15 protein-coding genes are annotated in these 19,400 nt (G+C 33.2%); 5 read left to right on the plus strand and 10 right to left on the minus strand.

Annotated elements, in window-relative coordinates; genetic code table 11:
- Nucleotides 1-17: 17 nt before the first annotated feature.
- Complete coding sequence (locus NNH57_RS01810; RefSeq protein WP_074407894.1) at nt 18-641, minus strand: TetR/AcrR family transcriptional regulator; 624 nt, start codon at nt 639-641, stop codon at nt 18-20.
- Nucleotides 642-725: 84 nt separating this feature from the next.
- Between NNH57_RS01810 and NNH57_RS01815 the strand changes: the two genes are divergently transcribed.
- Genes NNH57_RS01815 through NNH57_RS01825 form a run of 3 tightly spaced genes read left to right on the plus strand, consistent with a single transcriptional unit; the run spans nt 726 to nt 2,701 of the window.
- Nucleotides 726-1,859, plus strand: coding sequence for an FAD-dependent monooxygenase (locus NNH57_RS01815; protein ID WP_108808564.1), 1,134 nt, complete (start codon nt 726-728; stop codon nt 1,857-1,859).
- Nucleotides 1,856-2,284, plus strand: coding sequence for a DUF3995 domain-containing protein (locus NNH57_RS01820; RefSeq protein ID WP_108808565.1), 429 nt, complete (start codon nt 1,856-1,858; stop codon nt 2,282-2,284). The genes NNH57_RS01815 and NNH57_RS01820 overlap by 4 nt, the downstream gene beginning before the upstream one ends.
- A gap of 60 nt (nt 2,285-2,344) precedes the next feature.
- Nucleotides 2,345-2,701 (plus strand): winged helix-turn-helix transcriptional regulator, encoded by a 357-nt coding sequence (locus NNH57_RS01825; protein WP_159099277.1) that lies wholly within the window; start codon nt 2,345-2,347, stop codon nt 2,699-2,701.
- A 95-nt stretch (nt 2,702-2,796) separates the two neighbouring features.
- Here the strand turns inward: NNH57_RS01825 and NNH57_RS01830 are convergent, their stop codons facing one another.
- The 3 genes from NNH57_RS01830 to NNH57_RS01835 form a co-directional block, all read right to left on the minus strand.
- Complete coding sequence (locus NNH57_RS01830) at nt 2,797-3,468, minus strand: hypothetical protein (RefSeq protein WP_108808567.1); 672 nt, start codon at nt 3,466-3,468, stop codon at nt 2,797-2,799.
- A 188-nt stretch (nt 3,469-3,656) separates the two neighbouring features.
- The gene (locus tag NNH57_RS26535; protein WP_074407890.1) at nt 3,657-4,088 is read right to left on the minus strand and encodes an RDD family protein; all 432 of its coding nucleotides are present in this window, start codon (nt 4,086-4,088) and stop codon (nt 3,657-3,659) included.
- 267 nt (nt 4,089-4,355) lie between these two features.
- On the minus strand, nt 4,356-5,366 hold the full coding sequence (locus NNH57_RS01835) for a hypothetical protein (protein ID WP_132065833.1): 1,011 nt from the start codon (nt 5,364-5,366) through the stop codon (nt 4,356-4,358).
- 230 nt (nt 5,367-5,596) lie between these two features.
- Between NNH57_RS01835 and NNH57_RS01840 the strand changes: the two genes are divergently transcribed.
- Nucleotides 5,597-6,346 (plus strand): DUF6882 domain-containing protein, encoded by a 750-nt coding sequence (locus NNH57_RS01840; protein WP_108808569.1) that lies wholly within the window; start codon nt 5,597-5,599, stop codon nt 6,344-6,346.
- Between the two features lie 87 nt (nt 6,347-6,433).
- Nucleotides 6,434-7,219, plus strand: a complete 786-nt coding sequence (locus tag NNH57_RS01845) for an AAC(3) family N-acetyltransferase (protein WP_074407888.1) — start codon at nt 6,434-6,436, stop codon at nt 7,217-7,219.
- Between the two features lie 59 nt (nt 7,220-7,278).
- On the opposite strand, the gene NNH57_RS01850 is transcribed toward NNH57_RS01845, so the two are convergent.
- The 6 genes from NNH57_RS01850 to NNH57_RS01875 form a co-directional block, all read right to left on the minus strand.
- Complete coding sequence (locus NNH57_RS01850) at nt 7,279-9,120, minus strand: Ig-like domain-containing protein (protein ID WP_074407887.1); 1,842 nt, start codon at nt 9,118-9,120, stop codon at nt 7,279-7,281.
- A 47-nt stretch (nt 9,121-9,167) separates the two neighbouring features.
- The gene (locus NNH57_RS01855; protein WP_082994866.1) at nt 9,168-11,471 is read right to left on the minus strand and encodes a family 20 glycosylhydrolase; all 2,304 of its coding nucleotides are present in this window, start codon (nt 11,469-11,471) and stop codon (nt 9,168-9,170) included.
- The gene (locus NNH57_RS01860) at nt 11,471-12,343 is read right to left on the minus strand and encodes an N-acetylglucosamine kinase (protein ID WP_108808570.1); all 873 of its coding nucleotides are present in this window, start codon (nt 12,341-12,343) and stop codon (nt 11,471-11,473) included. The genes NNH57_RS01855 and NNH57_RS01860 overlap by 1 nt, the downstream gene beginning before the upstream one ends.
- Before the next feature lie 144 nt (nt 12,344-12,487).
- Complete coding sequence (nagB, locus tag NNH57_RS01865) at nt 12,488-14,404, minus strand: glucosamine-6-phosphate deaminase (protein ID WP_074407884.1); 1,917 nt, start codon at nt 14,402-14,404, stop codon at nt 12,488-12,490.
- A gap of 128 nt (nt 14,405-14,532) precedes the next feature.
- Nucleotides 14,533-16,143 (minus strand): RagB/SusD family nutrient uptake outer membrane protein, encoded by a 1,611-nt coding sequence (locus tag NNH57_RS01870; RefSeq protein ID WP_074407883.1) that lies wholly within the window; start codon nt 16,141-16,143, stop codon nt 14,533-14,535.
- Nucleotides 16,144-16,162: 19 nt separating this feature from the next.
- Nucleotides 16,163-19,168, minus strand: a complete 3,006-nt coding sequence (locus NNH57_RS01875) for a carboxypeptidase-like regulatory domain-containing protein (protein WP_074407882.1) — start codon at nt 19,166-19,168, stop codon at nt 16,163-16,165.
- Nucleotides 19,169-19,400 lie beyond the last annotated feature (232 nt).

Consider the following 19,400-nt stretch of genomic DNA (forward strand, 5'->3'; position numbering starts at 1 on the left):
AGAGATGTTACCACTAATTAGACCAACTGAGACGGGAAAATAGTGCTATACTGTTTTTTTGCTTCATCAGTTAAATATGGATAAATACTTTGGCTTATCAATAATGAATATTGCTCAATAGATTCCTTTGACAAAACATCGGCTTGAATCAAAATAGAAGAAAACCAAAAATTACTAATAACTTCTATCCTTTTGAATAAACTGTGATATTCATTTTTTAACAATTCTTCACGAAATACCCCATTTTTAATAAGAACATCCACAATGTTTATAAATTCTATTTCTCTTCGTTTTGAAAGCTCAGAATAATGCCTTTTTATCTTCTGATTTCTCCTTGTGATAGTTATAAAATCCAATAAAAAGAAATGATACTCGTAAAGTATGGTAAAAATTTCTATCGAGATATTTAAAAATGATTGCAATAAATCATCAGTTTTTATAAAAAGAATACTATCGATTTTTTCAACTAACTGAAAATAGAGCGTTTCAATTATATCTTCTCTTTTTTTAAAATGATATTGCAGGTTACCAACACTAATCCCTGCCTTATCAGCAATAGTTCTTAAGGATACATTTGAAATACCAGAATCATTAAAGAGGTCCAGGGATTTTATTAAAATCTTTTGTTTTGTTGCATTCATCTATACAAAGATATCATTTTTTAGTACAAATGTACTAGGTTGATTATTTTTAGTACATTTGTACTATATTAACAATTGTTATTTATGACTATAGATATTATCGGAGCAGGAATAGGAGGATTAACTACTGCAATTGCACTTCAACAAAAGGGGATTAGAACGAGAGTTTTTGAGCAAGCTGAAAATATAAAACCTGTTGGAGCGGGGATTATTTTAGCTAATAATGCAATGCAGGTGTATGAAAAACTAGGGCTGCGAAAAATGATTGAAGACAATGGAAATTACATTTCTGCAATGAACATCACTAAGGCAAATCTAAATCCTATTTCTAAAATTGATTTATCCTTTTTCGAAAAAAAACATAAAGTAAAGAATATTGCAATTCATCGAGGTACATTACAACAAATTTTAATTAATGAATTAAAATCTAATGATGTAAATTTAAATTATCGTCTAAAAAAGATAAAACCAAACGATAATGGATATTCACTAACGTTTGAAAATGGAAAGCAAATTGAATCTGCTACACTCATTGGTGCAGACGGACTAAAATCAGTTGTGCGACAACATTTGTTTCCAGATACTATAATAAGAAATGCTAAGCAAATTTGCTGGAGAGGAGTAACAGACTTTAAGCTTCCTAATACATACAAAAACGAACTCAATGAAGCTTGGGGAAAAACAGATCGATTCGGATTTGTTAAAATAGCAGAGCATAAAGTGTATTGGTATGCCTTGAAATCGTTTAAAAATGACAAAAACGAATTTTCTGTACATGATATTGAAAAGTACTTTGATAAGTACAATTCGGTTATTAAAAGTATAATTTCTTCAACTAAAAAAGAAGAAATAAATACAGCAGAAATATCAGATTTAAAACCGACTAATTTTTGGTATAAGGAAAAGGTTTGTCTTATTGGTGATGCAGCACATGCAATGACTCCAAATATGGGGCAAGGGGCATGCCAGGCAATAGAAGATGCTTATATTCTATCAGAGTGTTTACATAAATATGAAGTGGATCAAGCTTTTGCAACCTTTCAAAAATTAAGACTTCCTAAAGCACATCAAGTCGTAAAAGCGAGTTGGATGCTTGGAAAAATAGCACATTTATCAAATCCAATTTTAATCGGAATTCGAAATCAATTGATGAGCATGACACCTTCTTCATTCAATAGAAAACAATCTGAACACATCTTTCAAATCCCAAACTTATGATTACTACAATACTATCTATAATTTTATGTTTAATTTTTGTAGTACTTGGAGGCTTTCATTTCTACTGGCTTTTTGGAGGCGTATGGGGATTAAGAAAGGTTATTCCTACAAAAGGAAATGAGAAAAATACGCTAGCCATTCCTAAATTCGCAACCTTAGTGGTTGGACTTATATTGGTTGCATTTGGATTGGTTTATCTTATAAAATCCGGATTTATAAGTGTTCAGTTTCCAAATTGGATAACAATCTATGGATATTGGTTTATTCCTTCTATTTTTATCTTACGGGCCATTGGAGAGTTTAAATACGTCGGCTATTTCAAAAAAATAAAGAATACCGAATTTTCGAAAGCAGATTCAAAAATATTTTCCCCATTATGTCTGGTAATTGGGATAATCGGGATATTAATACAACTAATAAAATAAAAAGTGAAGATAATTGTATAAGCAGTATCAAGACGGTTATTTTCGTTAACGATACACACTGTGTTTATTTGTAATTTTAAGAAATATTATACATGGGAACCTACACTAGAAAAACACCTTTTAAAAATTGATTGCCCAATAGAGAGGACATTACATGTTATTTCCGGAAAGTGGAAACTTGCACTATTATGTGAACTCAATAGAGGAAATAGTAGACTTAAAGATTTAGAAAAATACAATCCAGAAGCTTCTAAAAGAGCGTTAACAAAACAATTGGGTGAATTGGTAGAGGATGGGATCATTCAAAAAAAAGATTATGAAGTGTATCCCAAAAAAGTAGAGTATTCTTTAACAGAAAAAGGGAAAGAGCTTATTTCTGTGCTAAAAGTCTTAGATGATTCTGGTAAACAACTGTAAAATTTGTAGGTAAAACAAAAACCTTAAATGAGTTCTATATTCAAAATCTTCTTTACAAGAGATAATAGTAATAGATAAAATCGGTAACAGATTTTTTAATTTACTAATAATTTAAAATCATTTACTTTGTCAGGGAATTTATGTGCTATGAATTCGATAAAATATCCATCGATCATATTATTAACATCAGACTTTGGAAGTCTAGAAACTTTTGAAATCAACATATCAACATTTTCAATTAAATCTTGCCAGACTAATATTTTATTGTCTATAAAATCTAATATTTTCACAAAATCAATTTCAGTAATTCCGTAGACATTAATATTATGATTATATCTTAATATCCCCGTTTCCTCATAATCTTTTTGAAATTCATTGATTTCTCCTAAAATATTTATTACTCTTTGAGTTCCTTTTGGTATGGTTTCTAATCTCTCCAAAAGAATATCAGAAAATCCCAAAAAATATCCATTTGAATCAATTTGTTTAGATTTCATTTCTTTTTTCAATTCAAGAGAATAAAATGATGGTATTATTTCAAGATTTACATGGTCTCCTGGTATATTACTTCCACTTGACCAAAAAGCAATTTCTATTTTTATGCTCTTATCATTATACGTTAGTTTCGGTCTTGATTTAGCATATCTCCAACCTTTTGGGACATAATATTCGGCAATTTCATCACAAACAGCTTTGAATATATCTTTGCAGGGAGTGTCTTTGTTGTAGGTATTTAAAATACTACCTTCTTTCCATTTCCAACTCATTTATATTTTAATTTTTTGAGATATTTTCGTTAATGTTTCTACTATGGATAATATGAAATTATAAGTCGATGACATTTCTGCGCAGATTTCATACATTTTTCAGCTTAAAATCACTGCGCTATCATAAATATAAAAGAACCAATAGTTTAATAGTTAGTTATGATCACATATATGTTGTTGTACGACGTTTATTCTTTTTGTATTTTTTTTATTTCAATTAATTTTGATTCCTTAATAATGTGTGTTTTACAAATGTTGTTGTTTAGGTTCATATAAAATCTAAAGCCTTCATTTTTGTATGGATTATTTGAATCTCCAAAAATATAGATGGGAATTAAATTCAAAATACTAAGAATATTTCGGTTTAGAGATAGAATAAAATCCGGATTCGATGCTTTGTCATCGATTACTCTTATTTTAAAAATTTGTTTGCCAATAGTTTTTCCATAAATAGTTTCTAAAAATGTATTTTGGATTATTAATAAAATTGTACTTATAAATATTTTTATCCAAAGATTTAATTCAACAAAATACATTATTACTAGATATGGTAATATATCAATTAATTTGGCTATTACTCTTAATATTTGATTACCTTGAATTCTGGGATCATAGGGCATGTCAAAGTGAATCTTTTCAAACCCTGACCCATCTTTCTTTCGTCGATTAACAACTTTTTCAATTTTTATTTCGGATATCCTTTTAATGTTTTAATTTTTAAGGTATGTCGTGAAACGTTCCGGGTATGGGGTGTAGTTTTGATTGAGCGCTGGCTTTGTGCGGCTATGACCTATACCCATTGTTAGCACACGTTATTTTTCTAGTCTAGAAAGTTTTAATTGTTTTGTTATTATTTCTAATTATTATTCTTGAAGATTTTCTAATATTTAATCTACTGTATCAATATAATTTACCTTGAAGTATCCATCAATAATAGTTCTGCCCTCAATTTCAGAATTTTCAATATAAAAATTTCCTTCAATAATATTTCCTACTGGATCGTGATTAATTATAGAAATATATGAATCATTAGATTGATTAGGATTATTGGACAGTAAATCCTCAGGAATATTAATTCTATTCTGAAAATGCACTCCTAAAGACTGAAAGCTTCCGTCTGGTTTATAGAAGTAACTATTTCCAGATTCTACACTAGAAAGCATAGAGATCTTTATCCTTCCAAAGTTATTGTCATATCCATTAATCGTGATTTCATCTATGCCTGAAGATGTTGATCGACCAGAGTCAGGAGAACCTGGGTCGTCAGACATAAAGCGATAACCATTAATCCTCGCCGAAATCAAATTTCTATTTGGGTTAAGTTCTTCTTGTTTCTCATTAAATGGTAGTGTAAAAACTCCGTTTGCTAATTCAATAGTTTTTGAATCCCCGGTAGTAATATCTATCCATCTAAATAGTGTGCCAGTAAAAGTTCCTGAAACCAGTTTATTTTCTGTATCCAATTTTGTTATATTGATTTCACCTATTTGATCACTACTTAAAACATTACTGCCATATACATCCGTATAATTTGAAGCAGCACCACTACCCGTATTTGTATCATTAGGATCGAAATAAAATATACTAGTTTCTAGATTATCTTGTACAGTTCCAATTTTATATTTACCCTCCTTAATGGGATCTTCAATAAAAATTTCTCCCACAGTTAAATTCAAATAGGCAGTATCACCTTGGCCATAAATAAATAATTTCTTACCATTAGATAAAGTAGCTTGAGCAAAGGCATTTTCGCTTGAGGTATCCCCAAAATCTACAGTCGTTCCATTTATATCTGCTTTTAAAATCCTTTGTTGGGTATTTATTTCATCTTCTTCTGTTGTACAGCTAACAAAACTTACTAATATTGCTAATAAAATAAAATCTAATATTTTTCTCATATAATTCGTTTCAATTTTGATTGTATATTTTTCTATCATTTGATTTTCTTTCATGTTTGCTAACAATGTTATAATAGCAATTGCTATTATATCCCAATTTAGAATTTGCAAAAATATTAAGTCGTAAACTCTACCAGGAGTATTATTTGAAAAATGTGACGAATTCAACCATATACGTGATGGATTTTAATTAAATAGTATTTTTGGGAAATGAATACTAAAAATAAAAAATGAGCATCTTCAAAAAAATATTTGGAAATAAGCAAGAATCAAACGTTGAATCAAGTATGAATACTGATGGATTTATAAAACTATCGAAATCAAGTTATGATAACTTCTCTGATTTACTCGAGCAACATGGGGCTTTGTCTTTTGAAAAACAGCAGAATTTTAATGAGTTAACAGGTGAACATTCCTGGAATATAAATCTAAATGAAGGTCTTATCACCTTTGGAGAATATAGCTTTCCTTTTGAAGTGATTGGCTCTTTGTCTTTTAATGATTTTTCCTGGATGTGGGGATGGGCAAATGAAAAGAGCGGTATACCTGCTAGTTTATTAGAAAGTTCTTTAAAATTAAAAAGTATTGGAGAGCAAAATAATATAGAAGAATTTGTAAATAAACATTTTTCTGTAGATGAAGGATTTGAGCATAAAATGGGACTTATTGTAAGTGGTATGCTGAATGCTGACGCTTATTTTTGTGCAAATTATGGGCAAGGAACAATGGTTGTTACGATAAAGAGTAAAGACATACCTAGAATAGATAATAACCGACTTGAAAAAGTAATAACCAACTTTCCTCAACTTATTAGTAGTATTGAGATGAATCATAAAAATGCGTTTCTGAACTATTTAATTGATAAGGATTTTGAAATAAAGAATCAAGAAAATACGATAGAGGGATTAAAAAATGGAAAAATACTAGTTGCAGAATTTGATGAATTGGGAAGGCTTAAAAATCTAAATGGAAAGATCTAAGCAAAATTATATTTAGATTAGATGCACTTCAATTAATTACTACTGCTACGTTTACAAAGGAATAGATAACTAAATAGTAAAAATTTTATGACAGAACTTCAGCCAATTTCTAAAAGTGAATTGATTAAAGATTTTAGGGCGATGGGAGTTAAAGCAGGAATGAATCTAATGCTCCATTCTTCGTTAAGTAAGATTGGTTGGGTAATTGGAGGAGCACAAACGGTTGTGAGTGCACTAATTGATATTATTGGTAAAGAAGGAACTATTGTTATGCCTGCTGCAACCCCATTTTGTTTACACCCTAATGATTGGGACGAAGCTAAAATTCGAGAAAACTGGATACCAAAAATCGTTGAACATTTACCTGTGTTCGACCTCAATACAACGCCAACAACAATGGGAGCAATACCAGAAACATTTAGGAATTGGCCCAAAACTTTGCGAAGTGATCACCCTATTAGCTCGGTGTCTGCCTGGGGGAAACTCTCAAGTGAAATTACAAAATCTCATACTTTAGAAATTTCGGAGGGAGAAAATACTCCTTACGAAAAGGTTTATGACCTTAATTTCGAAATACTTCTATTGGGAGTAGGGTTTAATCGATGTACCATGCTTCATTTTGCAGAATCAAAATCAAAAAACAGGAGAACTACAACTAGTAGATATCCAATTTTTCGTAATACTAAAAGAGTATGGGTTGAAGTAGAGGATATGGGAAATGATAATGGTACTTATTTTCCTAAAATAGGAGCGTCATATTTGAAGGATAGAAAAGCAAGTATGGGAAAAATAGGAATGGCAGATTCAATGCTATTCTCGGCAAGAACGTTGGTTGATTACGGAACGAGTTATTTTGATAACATGAATATATAAAAAAGTCCTCCTTCACTGATCCAATGTGTTGGAGGACTTTAAACAATCAAAAACTATTTTTAATTACAGGTACCTATGGTTTTCCACCAGTGTTCTCCACTACCTGGGGTTACCCATATTGGCCCTGATTGAGCTTCGTATAATGTACCTTGATATACTACTTTGTCTCCCACATTATATACTGTTGGATATGCTTCCCAATTTGCAATACCACTACAAGAACCACCGTTACCACCACCAGAAGAAGTAATGGTGATAGATACTGTAGCCGATGTAGTTGTTGCACTAGCATTATCTGTGGCAATAGCACTTAAAGTATAATTTCCTACAGGAGCATTATTCCAGGAATAGCTATACGGGCTTGTTGTGTCTTCTCCGAGTTTAGTAGTTCCTTGAAAAAATTCAACCTTTGTAATTGTTCCATCAGCATCAGAAGCATTTGCTGTAATATTGATAGATTGCCCTTCGGTTATAGATTGATTATTTGTAGGAGATGTAATAGATACAGATGGAGATTGATTGTTTCCTCCCCCGTTACCATTACAATCCTGAACGAATTCCCATGGTAATCCGTCTCCAGAATTTGATGATGGATTATCTTTTTGGGTCCACCATTTTGCGCGATATAATTTATTATTATGCACAACCTCCTGACCAGTGTTATAAGTAACAGAAATATTCCATGGAGCAGATTCGCAGCCCGATCCTCCGCCTCCGCCTCCATCACCAGTGTATGGTGATTCGGGATAGTTTTCTGCATTAGCTATAGCTTGAGATTGTGATGTGCCATTTAGTACCTGGCTCGCGACATGAAGATATCCATATGCCGATGAAGTCGTATTACCCAGTAATAACTGCCATATCATAACTCCATCATTAGAGGTGTTATTTACAGCAATATGGTTAGATAGCTCTGCTAAGTTTTGATAAGTATATTCATAATATGGTCCCCAAGGCTCGTTAGGATAATGAACACCGGCTGCAATAGAAAACCCATACTGACTTGAATAATGTTTATAAGCATCATACATAATTTTTCTATTACTGGCAGCTCCTGTATTATATCCTTGATATGCAATAAGATCAATTTTGTCACCAACAGCCTCCATTACAGGGATCATATGCCCGGTAGTAGCAAAACCAAATAAACTAATGGCTTGATTAGGAGAAGTTGCATTAAAGAGATTAGTATCAGATTCTCCTGTTACTGTGTTTCTTTTGCTATAGGCAAAAGGAGAGGAGGGGTCATCATTATTTGCACCACCTAAGGCTCCAACACCGGCAGGAGCACAAGCTAATAGATATTGTCCTTTAGGCATAATAGCTCTCGAATTTGTAAAGAAATCGATAAAGCGTTGTACATTTATGGGATCACCTATAGTGGCAAAACTACCATTAGGTTCAAAATCCCAATCGATACCTTCGAATCCCATATCATCTACAAGATCTTTGATCTGTTGATAATTGATATCATAAGCTGCATCTGTACCCCAGTACGTTTCTCCACCTACAGATAGAATAACTTTGATTCCTTTTGATTTTAGAGCTGCAACAGATTCTTTTAAAGTATCCCCTCCGTACGGAGTTTGAATACCTGTATTGGTAATATCTAAAGAGCCTTTTTGATACCGAAGATTAGGTTTTGCAAAGGCCAAAAAAACGTGAGTGATGTGTTCTGGGATATCTCTTAGTTTTGATCCTTGCCCAGGACCAGCCCAGCTTTCGGACCAGGAAGGGAAATATCCTAAGACTATTGGTTCTGTGAGCGCTGTTTTGTCTGTTAGATTTGTTTCAGAATTTTGAACCTCTGCGGCTCCTTCTTCTAAAAAACTTTCATTCGTACAGGAAAATAAGAATACCTGTATGAGTAAGACGACTGATAATCTTTTAAGTAATTTCATTGTGTATTAAATTAAGAGTTTGTGAATATTTAGAGGTTATTATACAGCTAATGAAAAATCATGTTTTCGTTTATTTCTTTATAATCAACCTCAGAAGCTTTTCTGTATTTGAGTTCTACAGTATTCCAATCTGTAGCCCAACCTTTTGCTATATTGTTTAGATACACTATTTTTAATTTATGCTTCCCCTTTTGTAATGCGATCGAACTCTCTTTTGGATGTTTTTTTAACGGAGTATGATAATCAATAACAAGTTGATCTCCAATCCAAACCTGATCCTGAGTACTGGAAAAATAATACACTCCATCTTCTGGGATATCAACATAGCCATCAAGAAAAACAGCTTTGAAGTTATCTTCTTTTACTTCATGACCCCAATGGTATGTAGTATTAGCATCTTTAATTTTTTGAACTACAGAAGTATGTGTTTTTGTAGTATCCTTAACATCATCAATACTTTTAAAATTCCCTTTTATCTCTTTCATGATAAGCCCTTGAGATAGTTTTGCTGTATTAGAAGCGGCAATAGGGTTTTCTTTTGTGATGTTCAATTTTCGAATACTACTCATTTTTCCATTTTTCAATAGAGAAGCAATTCGTAGTTCTGTATTTTCCTTAAAATTTAAGGGCTCGGTATATGTTGTACTAGATGCATTTGGATCTGTTCCATCTGTAGTGTATACCATCTTAACCGGATGTGTGGTGGTAAAAGGAATGCTTACACTATCAATAAATACAATTTTATTTGAAGTAGGCCCTTCGGGAAGAGGAATATGGTAATTAATATGATGATATTCTAGTAGATCATAAACATCATTCAATCTATTTAGGAAATTGTCGAATTTTTTGTTTTCTTTTTGTGACCATGTGGTTTCTGCTAATGCTATGATACGGGGATATAGCAGGTATTCTATTGTTCCTTCTTCATACGTATATTCGGTCCAAACATTTCCCTGTGCACCTAAAATATGTTTCTTTTTATCTTCTTCAATTTCTTTTGGTATAGGATCGTAGTAATATACTTTTTCTAGCGGGATATATCCTCCAAAGGCTAAAGGTTCTGCTTTAAAATCACCCTGATAAAAATTAAAATAACAGTATTTTGCAGGAGTCATGATAACATCATGCCCTTTATTGGCAGCCTTGATTCCTCCTTCTTCTCCCTGCCATGACATAATATTGGTTGTAGGAGTAATACCGCCTTCCAGGATTTCATCCCATCCAATCATTTTTTTATGATATTTTGATAAGATTTTTTCTACACGAGCCATAAAGTAGCTTTGGATTTCCTTTTCGTCTTTCAGGCCTTCGCGTTTTTTCAAGTTCTGACACTCTGCAGAATTTTTCCATTGATCTTTAGGCACTTCATCTCCTCCCATATGATAATATTCATAAGGAAAGAGGGTCGCTAGTTCCTGGATTACATCTTCTATAAAAGTGTAAGTTTCTTCTTTTCCTGCACAAAGAATACTGGATTCTACACCCCATAAATTTCTTACTTCATATTTTTCTTTACCACAAGAAAGTTCGGGGTATCCAGCTAAAATGGCTATAGCATGTCCCGGTGTGTCAAATTCTGGAATTACATCAATAAACCTTTCTTTGGCATATTGTACAACTTCTTTTATTTCTTCCTGGGTATAAAACCCTTGATGAAACGAACCATCGGCATTTTTTCTTTTAGACCCAATCTCTGTAAGCTTAGGATATTTTTTGATTTCAATTCGCCACCCCTGATCATCAGTGAGATGCCAATGAAATTTGTTGATTTTGAAAAGTGATAGTACATCAAGTTGTTTTTTGATAAAGTCGATAGAGAAAAAATGCCTTGAAACATCCAGATGCATCCCTCGCCAACCGAAACGAGGTTTATCTTCTATATTTAGAGCCTGGATTTTAATAGGGAGGTGCATTTGATTTTTGGGATTAGCATCATATAACGGAAGAAGTTGCATAAAAGTCTGCATGCCATAATACAATCCTTGATCAGTTTTAGCTTTTATTTTTACCTCATCTTTTGATATAGATAAACGATATTCTTCTTCACCAAAATCTAGAGTACTTTCTTTGATTAATTGAATACTGTTTTTGATGCTGCTCTCACTTTGTATTGAAAAAGAGTGACCTGTAAAAGCCTTGATTTTTTCGATAAAAAAACTGGCAATAACCTCTGAAGATGTGTCATTACATTGAAAAGTGGTTTTTTTGTTGATCTCGAAGTATCCTTGTTTTGTTTCTACTTTGAAAGGTATGGGGGTAATACTCAAAGATCGATTAACAGGAGATGATGAATCAGGACTTTTACAGGCCATGAAAATTAAAAAAAAGATGGGTATAATTCGTAAACTCATTACTGACTTGTTTTTTGAGAAATTCTTTGTGTGATCATGCGATTAACTAAATGGTCTATTGGCTTTTTTACAAAACCCTTAACCCGATAACCACGGTCATCTAATAATTTTTTTATAATATCTTGCGAGTAGTAGGCTACCGAACCTACAAAGTGTATAGGGTATTTGGATAATTCTTCTTTATACTGGAAAAGGTAAGTACTTATAAATTTTGAAATACCATGATGTAAAATTTCTTCTAGATAAACATTTCCCCGATTTCTAAAAATGAACTTAGCATAAGAGGCTAAATACTTATTTGGGTGATCAGCACAATATAACTCATCAAGAATTTGATTAAGCTCGGTAGTATAATCATTCTTAAATAATGATGCCGTATCTGATGGCATTTTGCCTAGAAAATAATCTTTGATCAATTTTTTTCCCAAATAGTTACCACTTCCTTCATCTGCTAATAGGTATCCTAAAGCGGGAGATTTTTGAATAACGTTTACTCCATCATAATAGCAGCAATTTGCTCCTGTTCCCAAAATGCATACTACACTTGGTTTTTCTGTTGTAGCTTTTACAGCTCCAATAATATCTTCTTCTATAACAATAGATGTTGCATTTTTGAACATAGATTGTAGTACGAGAGCTATTTTTTTCTTAGCATCAGCCTCGCCGCACCCTGCTCCATAAAAGTAAATCTTATGTATAAGATCTCTTTTCTGTAGTATAGTATCTGCTTTTTGAACAATATTTATGATAGCATCGTCAGAAAGTAAAAGAGGGTTTATACCATCGGTTTTAGTTTTATCAACGAGTTCCCCATCATTTTTAACAAGAACCCAATCACATTTAGTAGAACCGCTATCTGCAAATAATATCATTAGTCATTAGTTTATTTATCATTTATGTACTGTCTTATTGTTGATGTATAGCGAAGAGATTCTTTTTAAAAGCAACTTTCCCTCAATACATGAGGGAAGGTTGTTTTTTTGCAAAAATTTATCTAACAAACAAAGCATTAATTTTTAAAATATATATCTCTTAAAAGCTTCTATAGCCTCATAATCTGCGAGACCAAGCTTATCATATAATATCGCTGTATTTCTATTTCTTTCACGAGCTCTTAACCAAAACTCTCTAGAATCCTCTCCTTGAAACATCACCCTGTCTTTTTGAGATTGGTGATATAAAATGGCATTAGTTTTTTTGGATACTTCGTGTGGACTTAGAGGTACAGCCATTTCAATTTCAGAAACGTCCCATTCTTGCCAGGCACCTCTATATAGCCATACCCAACAATCATTCATGAAGCTTTTACTTTTTAGGTTGTCAACAGCCTCAAAAATAGCATCTAGACAAACTTTATGAGTTCCATGAGGATCGGCAAGATCACCTGCTGCATATATTTGATGCGGTTTTATATTTTCGATAATATCTGCCGTAAGGGCTACATCTTTTTCTCCCAGAGGATTTTTTCTAATTCTTCCGGTTTCATAAAAAGGAAGATCGAGAAAATGAACTTTATCATCATCTAATCCAAAATAACGAGTAGCTCCCAAAGATTCCATTCTTCGAATTAATCCTTTAATTAAACGAACTTCTGGGATATCAATATCACCTTGATTTTTTGATTTAAGAAATGCAATAACCTTCCTAAAAGTATCTTGATCTTTACCAGGATGAACACTATTGGCTACTTCAGAAAATTTTAAGGCTTCATCATCTGTAACGGCTATATTACCAGAAGTCTGATAAGCAACATGTACATCATGTCCTTGATCGATTAATCTTAAGAATGTCCCTCCCATTGATATAACATCATCATCTGGGTGAGGGCTAAAAATTAAGACCCTCTTTTTTGCAGGCAGAGCTCTCTCGGGTCTGTTGGTATCATCTGCATTTGGTTTTCCTCCTGGCCAACCTGTAATGGTATGCTGAAGTTTATTAAAAATCTTAATGTTTAAATCATAAGACGACCCTTCGACTGCCAAAAGACCAGACATTCCATTATCATTATAATCTTTATCTGTAAGTTTTAAGACAGGTTTATTAAGTTCTTGACTCAACCAGGTTACCGCTTTAAACTTTAATTGTTCTTTCCAGATACATTGATCTACAAGCCATGGTGTTTTGATTCGTGTAAGTTCAGAAGCTGCTTCAGAATCAAGGATGATCGTAGTATTTTTATGTTCTTGTAAAAAAGATGCGGGGATGTTGGATGTAATTTCACCTTCTATGGTTTGTTTTACTACAGTAGCTTTTTTATGTCCCCAGGCTAATAGTAACACCCTTCTGGATTTCATTATGGTACTTATTCCCATAGTAACCGCTTTTTTAGGAACATTTTCTAAACCATTAAAATCAGAAGAAGCATCAGTTCTGGTGATGTGATCTAATGTGATGATTCGTGTTCCCGAATTAGGGTGTGATCCAGGCTCGTTAAAGCCGATGTGTCCTGTTCTACCAATTCCTAAGAGTTGAAAATCTAATCCACCATACTTTTTGATCTTCATTTCATAATCAATGCAGTACTGATCCATTTCTGTAACAGGAATGGTACCATCAGGAATGTTGATGTTTTCGGGGTTAATATCTATATGATCAAATAAGTGTTGATGCATAAAATGATAATAACTTTGTTGGTGACCCGTATCCATAGGATAATATTCATCCAGATTAAAAGTAACTACATTTGAAAAGCTTAACTCTCCAGAACGATGTAGGCTCACCAATTCTTCATATACTTTTATAGGTGAAGAACCTGTAGCCAGACCGAGTACACAAGGTTTTCCTTCTTCTTGTTTTTGTTTAATTAGTGTTGCAATTTCGTGGGCAACAAGTTTTGAAGCTGTCGAAGAATCGGGGAATATTTCATTATGAATCTTCTCAAACTTCGTTTTTTCAAACTGTCCTACCTGTTTATATTCAATTTCCTGGATCATTTTTCCTCAAGAGTTTGATATTTTTATTGTTTTTATTTATTTCAAGGCTTTTGATGAAAAGAGATGGAGTCGAGAGAGTATCCTCTATCCATCTCTTTTATCAGTATTATTTGGCTAACTCAAATTTTTTAAAAATTTCCACCATCAATATCCCACCATAGTCGGGTTCCTCCATTATCAGGACCACTAAGAAGTGTTACTGCTTGCGCTACTCCTTGAGGGTTAGTACTTCGCTGACTATCTGGGAAGGGTAATCTTCTTACCTGAATATCAGTATCTACCGTACCTCCACTATTATTAGCTACCGAAGGGAATATTTTTGGATATCCTGTTCTTCTAAACTCACTCCATGCTTCTTGTCCATCAGGGAACATAGCGATCCATTTTTGAGTAATAATTCGCTCTAACTTTTCTTCATTTGCTGCTCCGCCATCCCAGGCTATAGTAATCGTACTTAATGCAGGAGTACTATGAGATCCTACAGGGTCAACATAATCAATAGGTGTAGAGGCATTATCAGCAATGTAGGTCGATGCTCCGGCAGCGCCGTGTTGCTCAAAAGAAGTTGTGATTCCCATTTCATAATTTGATTGCGCATCACCAGCACCAGCCCATCCTCTTAATGCAGCTTCTGCCTTTAAGAAATATGCTTCTGCAGCAGTCATTAATTGAATATCTGTAGTTGGAGTTTTATCAATGATATAAGAATTTCCTAATCTAGAAAAACCAACATAATCGTCTTTTTGATCAATATCATCAGTATACCCATCTAATAAAGGTAACCCACCTCTTAATCCTTTTAGTGATCCTGGTGTTACTGTAGATTCTTCAAATAAAACAGGACCTCTGGCATCGTTATAACCAACTAGTATAGACTCCATAGAAGCGTTCATACGAACGTCATTCCACTCAGAATTAAAAACAGTTAATGGATGTTTTGCTCCTCCTTTAATAATAAAATTATCAGCATTAGTTTCTAAAAGTCCTGCACCAAGTGCTAGTGATTTCTCTCCTTCAGTTTTTGCCTTGGCAGCATCTGCTTTAGAAATTCTAATCGCTAAACGTAATCGAAGTGTATTAGCAAATTTTATCCATTGTGCATAATTTCCACCATATACAAGATCAAAGTTAGTGAATTGTTCATTGGTTGGATCTGTAGATAAAGTGGCGATTGCTTCATCAAGTTCGATAAAAAATTGGTTGTATACTTCTTGTTGAGTATCATATTCTGGAAAAGATGCTCCTGGTACTCCAAATTTTGAATATACAATCGGACCATACACATCTGTTACTCTATGCATACCTTCAACTCTTAGTATTTTTGCAATAGCATAGATTAATGGAAATTTTTCTTCTCCACGTTCTTTAACTAACGAAGCATTTTGCATAACTCCTGTAGAAGAATATGGGATGTCCCAGGCCCATCGATCCCAAAAATCAATAAAACCATAATTCGTTGTGTTTACACCTCCTGCAAATGGTCTTGGCGGGGCCATATACCCACTAAAGGTATCTGCATTTAGATTATGTTGTAACTGTGTATGCCATGCAGGATCATACCTATACAGGTTTAAAAAGATAGGATTAAATGGTCCACCTACATTAATAAAATCGGCTTCACTTTGTGCATCCGTTAATCCATTAGGATCTGTATTTAATGCTTCGAAATCGTCTGTACATGAGAGTACAAATACCGAAATAAAAGCAGTAATGATTATTTTTTTAAATATATTTTTCATGATATTCTATTCCTTTTAATTAAAATGATAAGCCAACATTCAAACCGATACTTCTGGTAGATGGCGATCCGAATACATCAACACCCTGAAGTCCGTTTCCTGTACTTAAAGATATATTGGGGTCATATGGAGCGTCTTTATAAAAGAAAAATAAATTTCTACCTACTAAAGAAGTATTGATCGAATTAAAAAAGCTATTCTCTCCAAGATTAAAGTTATACCCTATAGATAACTCTGCTAATCGGATATTAGTAGCATCATATACATATTCACCACTAAACTTATCTCTTCCTCCAATTGCCTGATGGTATTCTGTAGCTGGTATTGTAGTTTCTGAACCAGTAGCTTCATCAAAAATTCGCACACTACCTGTTCTGTCTAATGTTCCGAAACCATCAACGATAGCTTCAGTAAGACTCATTACTTCTCCACCAAATTTTCCATCAACTAAAAAGGATAATGTTACATTTTTATAAGTAAAAGAATTATTCCATCCTAAAGAAAAATCAGGGTTGGCATTTCCTAATAAATCAAAACCTCCTCTGGTGTTTGCATCGGGTGCCGCCTGAGTAAAGTTACCATCTGCATTTCGAATCGGCAATCCATTTGCATTTCTGTTAAGTCGTTTACCGTAAATGTCACCAAAAGATCCACCTTCTGCAATTAATAAAGCATAAGCGTTAACACTTATTGGAGTTAGTTCTAGAAAATCTCTATCTAATCTAGAATCTAATTCCTTAATAGTATTTTTATTACTAGCTAGATTTACAGTTGTATTCCAGGAAAAATTCTCAGTTTGTATTGGGTCTGCGGTAATAGAAACTTCAATACCTTTGTTTTCAAAATCCCCTGCGTTGATAGCAAATTGATCTGCTGTTTGACCATTAGCATTTGTTTGACCACTAGCAGACTGGATTGTCATAAATTGATCTATAGTATTGGTTTTGTAATATCCAATTTCAAACCCTAAACGGTTATTAAAGAATTGCCATTCTGTACCGATCTCAAAAGATCTTTGAGTTTCTGGTTTTAGCTCTGTAAGTGGTCTTACTGTAGGACGATTTAACCCGCCAGGACCAGTACCAATAGTATTTATTGGATTATTGGCAAAACTTTGGATATCATTACCTACCTCTGCATAAGAAGCTCTTACTTTTGCAAAAGAAATTACTTCAGGTAATTCAAACATTTCAGAAACAACTCCCGTAATACCAAAAGATGGATAAAAGAAAGAATCCGAAACTGTTGAAGACCAGTCATTTCTGGCAGTTAGATCAAGATATAACATATCTTTATACCCTAATGTTGTACTAGCGAATAGAGATTGTACTTCTTTTTGCTCTGCTTGAGTTTCTTTTAGTATTGGATTAACTCCTACTGTACCAACTACAAAATTAGAAAGCGTAAAGATGTTTGGTATTTTTAAATTACCTCCTACACCAGAATCTAATAAGGTGCTTTCGCCTAAATCTGATTTTCTGATACTGGTACCGATATTAGCAGTTAAATTAAAACTGTCTGAAAGAGGAGTATTAATTGTAGCTATGATATCACTATAGATCTGAGTATCCTCTACATCATTTAATAAATAACGACCATTTGATGCAGATAACGTTCCATCGGTGGTTGCATGAATTCTTCTTTCAAATTTATAAAAGTTTTTATCATAACTTCCTCTGGTTTGAACGGTTAACCAATCATTAAACCTGTATTTTAAAGAAACAGATGCCAAAACTTTTTGATTTTGATCATCACTGGCATTTCTGTTGAGTATCCAATATGGGTTTTGTTCGATATCAGAAGTTCCTCTAAACCAACGTTGCGCCATTAAGTTTCTATCTACATTAAATTCTTCAAAGACTCTATAGTTACTTAAAGTTTCTGTATCCGAATTAAATGCTGTTGCTCCTACTAATGGATTATAGTATAGACCAGAAACGGGCTTATTATGTATTTTTTGAGTTGAAAGCAAGATGTTTGCATCAACAGTTAACTTGTTATCAAATAATTTAGCTGTTTCTCTAATATTAAGTGTATGCTTTTTTACATTATGAGTAGGAAGTACTCCTGAAGCTTGTGTATTTGCATAAGAGAAATAAGTTTGAGCAGTTTCTGTTCCTCCCGATACTGACAATGAATTAATTGCAGTTGTTCCTGTTTCTAAAAAGTCATCTATGTTTTTTTCTGTACGATCATTATAATCAAGTAAATAAGCAGCGTTATCTACTGTGAAACTAGAAGATACATTTGTTCTAAAGCTTCCTGATTTACCTTTCTTAGTCGTAATTAATATCACACCATTAGATCCCTGGCTACCATATAAAGCCGAAGCCGAAGCTCCTTTTAGAACACTAATACTTGCAATATCGTCTGGATTGATCAAGGATAGAGCATCCCCACCATCTCTGTTTCCTGCATTTTCGATATCACCAAATGTACTATTAGGTTGAATAGCAGAATTATTTAATAAAGGAATACCATCTACAACGTATAATGGTTGGTTATTCCTGGTAGAAGTATTACCTCGTAAAGTTACTTTTACCGATCCACCAACACCAGATGCACTTCTGTTTACAACAAGACCTGATACTTTACCCGAAAGACTGTTGATAGGGTTGGCATCCTTGATTTTTGTTAGCTCATCAGATTTAATATCCTGAGCTGCATAAGTAAGTGATTTTCTGGTTTTTTGAATCCCCAGTGCAGTTACTACTACATCTTCTAATTGTTCAGCATCTTCTTGCAATTGAACATTTATTACTGTTTCACTACCTACAGTAATTTCTTTATCTGACATTCCTAAATAGGAAAATTGAATTACATCTCCTGTCGCTGCAGTGATCGTGTAATTACCGTCAAAATCGGTCTGTACTCCATTTGTAGTTCCCTTTACAATAATATTAACTCCAGGTAGTGGTACACCATCTGAAGCCCCCGTTACTGTCCCCGTTATTTGGGTTCCCTGTCCAAAACTCAGAAAAGAAAAAAATAATAGAGTGGTTAGGGTTAAAATCTTTTGTTTCATATTAATATGTGTTTTTTGAATGATCTCAAAGTAGTATTTTAATTATTTAACAAAATTTTTTTTAGACCAACGACATGGTTTTAATAACAATCGACATGCATTGATAGATGACGGTTTTTTTGAAATTTGATATTCTCATTTTTTTTGCTTTTCTCTATAAATAGCCTTACATTTTTCAAAAATTTATGTTAAAAAAGTAATTTTGACGGGTATTATTTAGTGATTTTTTTAA

The organism is Aquimarina spinulae, assembly GCF_943373825.1.
Lineage (GTDB): Bacteria > Bacteroidota > Bacteroidia > Flavobacteriales > Flavobacteriaceae > Aquimarina > Aquimarina spinulae.

Excerpts from the sequence above, each read along its gene's own strand:
- NNH57_RS01815 (WP_108808564.1), top strand. The coding sequence starts at position 726 with ATGACTATAGATATTATCGGAGCAGGAATAGGAGGATTAACTACTGCA.
- NNH57_RS01845 (WP_074407888.1), top strand. The coding sequence starts at position 6,434 with ATGACAGAACTTCAGCCAATTTCTAAAAGTGAATTGATTAAAGATTTT.
- NNH57_RS01870 (WP_074407883.1), bottom strand. The coding sequence starts at position 16,143 with ATGAAAAATATATTTAAAAAAATAATCATTACTGCTTTTATTTCGGTA.
- NNH57_RS01820 (WP_108808565.1), top strand. The coding sequence starts at position 1,856 with ATGATTACTACAATACTATCTATAATTTTATGTTTAATTTTTGTAGTA.
- NNH57_RS26535 (WP_074407890.1), bottom strand. The coding sequence starts at position 4,088 with ATGCCCTATGATCCCAGAATTCAAGGTAATCAAATATTAAGAGTAATA.
- NNH57_RS01860 (WP_108808570.1), bottom strand. The coding sequence starts at position 12,343 with ATGATATTATTTGCAGATAGCGGTTCTACTAAATGTGATTGGGTTCTT.
- NNH57_RS01835 (WP_132065833.1), bottom strand. The coding sequence starts at position 5,366 with ATGAGAAAAATATTAGATTTTATTTTATTAGCAATATTAGTAAGTTTT.
- NNH57_RS01840 (WP_108808569.1), top strand. The coding sequence starts at position 5,597 with ATGAGCATCTTCAAAAAAATATTTGGAAATAAGCAAGAATCAAACGTT.
- NNH57_RS01875 (WP_074407882.1), bottom strand. The coding sequence starts at position 19,168 with ATGAAACAAAAGATTTTAACCCTAACCACTCTATTATTTTTTTCTTTT.
- NNH57_RS01810 (WP_074407894.1), bottom strand. The coding sequence starts at position 641 with ATGAATGCAACAAAACAAAAGATTTTAATAAAATCCCTGGACCTCTTT.
- nagB (WP_074407884.1), bottom strand. The coding sequence starts at position 14,404 with ATGATCCAGGAAATTGAATATAAACAGGTAGGACAGTTTGAAAAAACG.
- NNH57_RS01850 (WP_074407887.1), bottom strand. The coding sequence starts at position 9,120 with ATGAAATTACTTAAAAGATTATCAGTCGTCTTACTCATACAGGTATTC.
- NNH57_RS01855 (WP_082994866.1), bottom strand. The coding sequence starts at position 11,471 with ATGAGTTTACGAATTATACCCATCTTTTTTTTAATTTTCATGGCCTGT.
- NNH57_RS01830 (WP_108808567.1), bottom strand. The coding sequence starts at position 3,468 with ATGAGTTGGAAATGGAAAGAAGGTAGTATTTTAAATACCTACAACAAA.